General features: G+C 45.9%; 6 protein-coding genes and 1 tRNA gene. All 7 read left to right on the forward strand.

Going from position 1 to position 6,599, the window contains the following annotated elements; all coding sequences use genetic code 11:
* The first annotated feature begins 302 nt into the window (after nt 1-302).
* Entirely contained in the window at nt 303-2,342 is a 2,040-nt protein-coding gene (gene recG / locus ACO4PX_RS07695) for an ATP-dependent DNA helicase RecG (RefSeq protein ID WP_485572179.1), read from the forward strand.
* A 180-nt stretch (nt 2,343-2,522) separates the two neighbouring features.
* Nucleotides 2,523-3,107, forward strand: coding sequence for a 16S rRNA (guanine(966)-N(2))-methyltransferase RsmD (gene rsmD, locus ACO4PX_RS07700; protein ID WP_485572180.1), 585 nt, complete (start codon nt 2,523-2,525; stop codon nt 3,105-3,107).
* Nucleotides 3,104-3,604 carry a pantetheine-phosphate adenylyltransferase gene (gene coaD, locus ACO4PX_RS07705; protein ID WP_485545606.1) on the forward strand — a complete coding sequence of 167 codons (501 nt, stop codon included), beginning with the start codon at nt 3,104-3,106 and terminating at the stop codon, nt 3,602-3,604. The genes rsmD and coaD overlap by 4 nt, the downstream gene beginning before the upstream one ends.
* The gene (locus ACO4PX_RS07710; protein ID WP_304072099.1) at nt 3,601-4,158 is read left to right on the forward strand and encodes an HrpE/YscL family type III secretion apparatus protein; all 558 of its coding nucleotides are present in this window, start codon (nt 3,601-3,603) and stop codon (nt 4,156-4,158) included. Before coaD ends, ACO4PX_RS07710 begins: the two co-directional genes overlap by 4 nt.
* Before the next feature lie 108 nt (nt 4,159-4,266).
* Nucleotides 4,267-4,340, forward strand: a tRNA-Pro gene (locus tag ACO4PX_RS07715).
* 60 nt (nt 4,341-4,400) lie between these two features.
* The gene (locus ACO4PX_RS07720; RefSeq protein ID WP_485572181.1) at nt 4,401-5,753 is read left to right on the forward strand and encodes a sodium-dependent transporter; all 1,353 of its coding nucleotides are present in this window, start codon (nt 4,401-4,403) and stop codon (nt 5,751-5,753) included.
* A gap of 42 nt (nt 5,754-5,795) precedes the next feature.
* Nucleotides 5,796-6,599, forward strand: an 804-nt coding sequence (locus tag ACO4PX_RS07725; RefSeq protein ID WP_485572182.1) for a deoxyguanosinetriphosphate triphosphohydrolase, incomplete at its 3' end; no start/stop codon positions are given.

The raw sequence follows: 6,599 nt of genomic DNA on the forward strand, positions 1-6,599 counted from the left end.
GGGCACGCTTTCGCTAAGCTCGCCCTCGTAGCAGTACTAAGCTTCAAGCGTCGCTTTGCTTGCTTTCAGCAAGTACTGACGGGCTCAGATTGCCCACCGTTTCAAAGCTATAACGCAGAAAGCTAAAAGCTACCCGGAGGAATTGATAAGCTTGTTTTTTTGTGGGGCGAAAAGATATTTCAGTAAATAACGGTGGGTTAAGATGCCTATAGGAAAAGTGGGGGATTTGTCACTGCCTGTCCTTCGGCGGTATGAGAGTGGATGAATGTTGTTTTTGTAAGGGAAATTGTTAAAGGAGATTTATGCTTCAGGATGCTGTGGAAAGGATTAAGGGGGTGGGGGAGAAAACCGCCGCTCTTTTTCATAAGATGAATATTTACACAAAGGAAGATCTTTTAGAGGATTTTCCTATTTCCTATCTGCAATATCCTAAGCTTAGTTCTATCTCGGAAGCCAGGGAGAAGGAGTGGATGGCTTTTTCTCTTGTACTTTTAGAAGATGCCAGGGTTTTACGAAATACCAAGCTTTCCATGTTGCAATGCTCCGCCGGAGATGAGAGCGGAAAGCTCTTGATTCAATACTTTCATGCAAGTTATCTCCTTAAAACTTTAAAAAAAGGAAGAAAACTGGTGTTTTTCGGGCAGGTCAAAAGCTTTCGAGGGCATTTTATCCTGCAGCAGCCTAAGATTTTTTCTTTGGAGGAGTACGAGGAAAAAAGAAAGAGCCTAGAGCCTATCTATTCCCTTCGAAAGGGGCTTGGAAATGCCCTAAGAAGAAAGTGTATTCAGGAGATTTTTAAGGAAGAACCCGAGATTCCGGAAAGCTTTCCTCGGAATTTTTTGGAAAGAGAAGGGCTATGTAATAAAAGGCAGACAATGGAATACCTGCATTTGCCGAAGAGGGAAGAGGAGAGGCAGGAGGGCTTAAAGCGCCTGGCCTTTGAGGAATTGTTTTACTACAGTCTCTTTCTGGAAAAGGAGGAGAGGGACTTTCTCTCGCTTTCCGGCCAGGAGGAGAGGATTCCGGGAAAAAGTGCAGAATTTCAGCAGGGGCTACCCTTCAGCCTGACAAATGCCCAAAAAGAGGCATTGGAGGAAATGGATAGGGTATTTTCCCAAGGAGAGAGACTGCTTCGCTTTGTTCAGGGAGATGTGGGCTCCGGAAAAACCATTTTGGCCTTCTATGCCTTGTACCTTATGGCTAGCAAGGGCTTACAGACTGCCATAATGGTGCCTACAGAAATTTTGGCTCAACAACATTTTCAAAAACTGCAGGAATTACTTTTGAAAAATCAATGGGAGATTCCTATAGCCCTTCTGATTGGCAGTAGCAGTAAGAAGGAGAAGGATAGAATTTATCAGGGACTTAAAGATGGCAGTATTCTGGGGGTAATCGGTACCCAGGCCTTGATTCAGGAGGGATTAAGTTTCTCTCATCTGAAAATGTTGGTGATTGACGAACAGCACCGCTTCGGGATTCAGGAAAGAAACCGTTTGGAAAAGAAGGGGCAAAATCCCCACTGCATCTACCTTTCCGCAACTCCCATTCCCCGTTCTTTGGTAAAGCTGCTCTATGGCGCGGTGCCCTACCTTCTGCTTTCGGAAAAGCCGGCCAATCGTCTGCCTATTAAGAATGCTCTGCTTTCCCCAGGGGATCGGGAGAAGGCCTTTTCCTTCATTAAAAAGGAGCTGGACAAGGGGCGGCAGGCCTATATTATCTGCCCTTTGGTGGAGGAAAATGAAAATCTTTCCGTGGAAAGTGTTACCGCCTATCAGAAAAATTTAAAGCAGTATTTTGGCAAGGATTATTCCTTCGCTGTTTTGCATGGGAAAATGAAGGCAGGGGAGAAGGAGCAGGTGATGCAGGACTTCGCTTCCGGAAAGACAAGGATTCTTCTGTCCACCACCGTTGTGGAGGTGGGAGTGGATGTGGCCAATGCCACGGTTATGCTGATTGAAAATGCGGAGCGTTTCGGTCTGGCTCAGCTCCACCAGCTACGAGGCAGGGTGGGAAGGTCGGAGCTGCAAAGCTATTGCATCTTTATGGATCATAAGGAAGATGAGAAGTCCCAAAAAAGACTGTCCATTATTCGGGACAGTAATGACGGCTTTGCCATTGCCAAGGAAGATCTGGCCTTGAGAGGACCGGGGGATTTGTTCTTTGGAGAAAGGCAGTCCGGCCCCCTGCAATTTCATTTTGCAGATCCTTTACGGGATGAGGAGTTGTTTTTTAAGGCAAGAGAAGCGGCAAAGACCATATTGGAGGAGGATGCCCTCTTGGAAAAACCGGAGCATCAGGGGATGAAAGACATTTTTCAAAGCCTGCTTACAGAAAACGCTTAAAGTAAAATATTCGGATAGAGGATAGTTCTAAAGAACAGCTAGGTAGAGAATACCGGGGATACAAAATTTGGCGAAAATCCTTGGCGTATACTTGCATGGAAAAGCTTGCTATAAAAATAGGAAGTTGTAGAAAAAAATTAATCTTTATCCCTTTACAACGACCGGCATTTTCGCTTTAATATGAGGGAAAAGGAGAGTGGTATGAGAGTTATTGCAGGTTCAGCCAGAAGGCTTTTGCTTTCGGTGCCGGAGGGGAAGGATACCCGCCCCACTACGGATCGAATCAAGGAGACCTTATTTAATATTTTACAATTTGACTTAGTGGACCAGGATGTTCTGGACCTTTTTGCGGGAAGCGGTGCTCTGGGGATTGAAGCCCTGTCCAGAGGGGCGAAAAGAGCGGTTTTTTGCGACAGCGGAAAGAAGGCTTTGGCCTGTATAGAGCAAAATATCGCCCGTTGTCATTTTCAGGAACAGGCTCTGGTATATGGAGGAGATTTCCACAGTGCCTTAAGAAGTCTGGAGGGAAAGGACTATCACTTCGGTATCGTCTTTTTAGATCCTCCCTACGGCGAAGATTTGGCAAAGGAAGCCCTTCGGAGACTGGTAAAGTCCTCTATGGTGGGGAAGGATACGGTTTTTGTTGTAGAGGCGTCGTTGGAAGAGGATTTTTCCGACATGGAAGAGGAAGGATATCGAATTCTTCGAGAGAAGCTGTACAAGACTAATAAGCATATCTTTCTTCGTTTACAGGAGGCTGTATGAAGATAGGATTGTATCCCGGCTCCTTTGATCCCGTGACCTTCGGGCACTTGGATGTGATTGAACGAAGCCGGAAAATGGTGGATAAATTAATCGTGGGTGTACTGCAAAACCGGCAGAAGACTCCGTTGTTTTCCATGGAAGAACGTGTTAGAATGATTTCTGAACACACGAAGGAATGGGACAATGTTGAGGTGCATAGCTTCACCGGCTTAACGGTGGATTATGCGAAAAAAGTCCATGCCAATATCATTGTTCGAGGCCTGCGGGCGGTAACGGACTTTGAGTTTGAGTTGCAGCTGGCCCAGACCAATAAGGTGATTGCAGAGGAAGTGGATACCATTTTCCTTGCCACCAGCTTGAAATATTCGTATTTAAGTTCCAGTACTGTAAAGGAGATTGCGTCCTTTCATGGTGATATATCAGCCTTTGTTCCGAAAGATGTGGAAGAGGCTATGAAGAAAAAATTTGATGAACAAGAGAGACGGAGGGGGATATGAGCAGAATTGAGCAGTTGATTGGAGAAATTGAGGAATACATTGATAGTTGTAAGTATCAGCCTTTGTCCAATACGAAGATTTTAGTGAATAAGGAAGAGATGGAGGAACTTTTGGTGGAGCTTCGCCTACGGGTTCCTGAGGAGATTAAGAAGTATCAGAAGATTATTTCCCAGCAGGATGCCATCCTGGCTGATGCGAAGGCTCAGGCGGATATGATGTTAAATGACGCCAGAACCCAGACCGAAGAGATGGTTTCCGACAATGAAATCATGCAGAAGGCTTATGAGAAGGCAAATGCACTTTTGCAGGACGCTCAGAAGCAGGCAGACGGTATTGTAAACAATGCGGTGGCGGATGCGGACCAGATTCGCAGCAATGCCATTCGTTACACGGATGAGATGCTGGCAAGCCTGGAAACCATTATTACCCGTTCCCTGGATACCGCAGAGGAGCATCTGACCGGCTTAAAGTCCTCTTTACAGGATTCCCGCTCCATCGTGCAGTCTAACCGTTTTGCACTGGCAAAGGCCATTCCGGAGCAGAAGCAGGGCTAAAATAGCTTCTTTTTATATATTTTGCAAATTTTAGTCCTTTAAGACAGAAAATAATTGACAGAACAAAGGGGAAAAGCTTATAATCTCCTTTGTTCTATATATTTAGAGCGATGCGTGGCTCAGCTTGGTAGAGCGCTGCGTTCGGGACGCAGAGGTCGCTGGTTCGAATCCAGTCGCATCGACTGTAAGCAACGAGTGGGAGATGCCTAGGCATCTCCTGTTCTTATGTAGGAAGGGTAAAAATGAAAAGAGAGAGTTTTAAATCACGAATCGGCTTTATTTTGGTGAGCGCGGGCTGTGCCATCGGAATCGGTAACGTTTGGAAGTTTCCCTATCTGGTAGGGCAAAACGGCGGAGGAATCTTTGTTTTATTCTATCTTTGTTTCTTGCTTATAATCGGTCTTCCCATTCTCACCATGGAGCTTGCGGTGGGTAGAGCCAGCAAGAAATCCGTGGTAAAGGCCTATGAGGTTTTGGAGCCCAAGGGCACCAAGTGGCATTGGCATGGCTGGGTTTGTATTCTGGGCTGTTATCTTTTGATGATGTACTACACTACCGTTTCCGGCTGGATGCTTTCCTACTTCTTTAAATTTGTCTTCGGAACATTTTCCAAAATTGAACCCTCTCAGGTGGAAAATGTTTTTGGAACCATGCTCAGTCGTCCGGAGGAAATGACTCTATGTATGGCGATTACGGTTATCGGGGGCTTTTTGGTTTGCTCCTTGGGACTGCAAAAGGGGCTGGAAAAGATTACCACCATCATGATGGCCTGCCTTTTACTCTTGATTATTGTCTTGGCGGTTCATAGCTTGATGCTGCCGGGGGCTCTGGAAGGAGCGAAGTTCTACCTCTTCCCGAATCCGGAAAAGGTAAAGGAAATCGGACTTTTCCATGTAATTTCTCAGGCCATGAATCAGGCCTTTTTCACCCTTTCCTTGGGGGTTGCGGCCATGGAGATTTTCGGTTCCTATATGTCGGAGGACTATTCACTAACAGGAGAGGGAATCAAAATCTGTGCTTTGGACACCTTTGTGGCTATCCTTTCCGGTTTGATTATCTTCCCTGCCTGCTTTAGCTTTAATGTAGAACCAAATGCAGGTCCTCCCCTCATTTTCTTCACCTTACCCAGAGTGTTTATGCACATGGCGGGAGGAAGAATCTGGGGCTCCCTCTTCTTTGTTTTTATGACCTTTGCCAGCTTTTCCACTGTTATTGCGGTGTTTGAAAATCTCATTTCCACCAGTATCGATAACTTCCACTGGGATAGAAAGAAGGCGGTTATCGTAAACTGCATTCTGATCCTGGTTTTGAGTATTCCCTGTATCCTTGGCTATAATCTTTGGAAGGATCTGAAGCTGATTGGCGGCAGAGATGTATTGGACTCCGAGGACTTTATCGTAAGTAATTTGATTCTTCCTATCGGTTCTTTAGTGTACCTTCTGTTCTGCGTAAGCAAGTGGGGTATGGGCTTTCCCAGATATTTGGAGGAATGTAATAAGGGTGAGGGTGTGAAAATGCCGGCCTTCCTCCTAAACTATTTCCGTTTTGTTTTGCCAATTTTCATTTTACTTCTCCTGTTCCAGGGCTTATTATAAAAGGAACTGTTGTTTTGCTTTGATCCGGGAGGTAGGAGCAGGATGAATATTCGAGAAGAAATGGAGAAAATGGAAAAGGAGATTCTCTCTCCCTTTGCTTGTTGTAGCGTGGATTCTTTGGGGAGAGATCTTCCGGAGGAAGAGGATGATATCCGAACCATTTTCCAAAGAGATAGAGACAGGATTTTACATTCCAAGGCCTTTCGCCGGCTAAAGCATAAGACCCAGGTCTTTATTCAGCCGGAGGGGGACCATTATCGTACCAGACTGACGCATACCCTGGAGGTGAGTCAGATTGCTAGGAGCATTGCCAAGGCGCTTCGTCTCAATGAAGACCTGACCGAGGCCATTGCCTTAGGTCATGATTTAGGTCATACTCCCTTTGGCCATGCCGGAGAGAGAGCATTAAACAAGCTTTGCTCCGGAGGCTTTTCCCATGTGGATCAAAGTATACGGATTGTGGAGATTTTAGAGAAAAACGGCAGAGGACTGAACCTTAGTAAAGAGGTTCGGGACGGCATACAAAATCATAGAAGCTCAGGAAAACCGAAGACTCTGGAGGGGCAGGCGGTTCGTTTTGCGGATAAGATTGCCTATCTGAACCATGATGTGGATGATGGGATTCGGGCAGGGCTTTTCCGGGAGGAAGAGCTTCCGGCGGAATATCGGAAGGTGCTGGGCTTTACCGCAAGGGAGCGACTGAATACTTTGATTCGCTCCGTCATCTTTACTTCCAGGGGAAAGGATAAGCTTTCCATGGAGCCCATAATGGAGGAAAATATGCAGGGCTTACGGAAGTGGATGTTTCAAAATGTTTACTCCAGCAGTAAGGCCAAGGAAGAGGAG

It is taken from the genome of Oribacterium sp. (assembly GCF_057249185.1).

Coding starts and splice junctions, on each gene's coding strand:
- recG (WP_485572179.1), top strand. CDS start 303: ATGCTTCAGGATGCTGTGGAAAGGATTAAGGGGGTGGGGGAGAAAACC.
- rsmD (WP_485572180.1), top strand. CDS start 2,523: ATGAGGGAAAAGGAGAGTGGTATGAGAGTTATTGCAGGTTCAGCCAGA.
- coaD (WP_485545606.1), top strand. CDS start 3,104: ATGAAGATAGGATTGTATCCCGGCTCCTTTGATCCCGTGACCTTCGGG.
- ACO4PX_RS07710 (WP_304072099.1), top strand. CDS start 3,601: ATGAGCAGAATTGAGCAGTTGATTGGAGAAATTGAGGAATACATTGAT.
- ACO4PX_RS07720 (WP_485572181.1), top strand. CDS start 4,401: ATGAAAAGAGAGAGTTTTAAATCACGAATCGGCTTTATTTTGGTGAGC.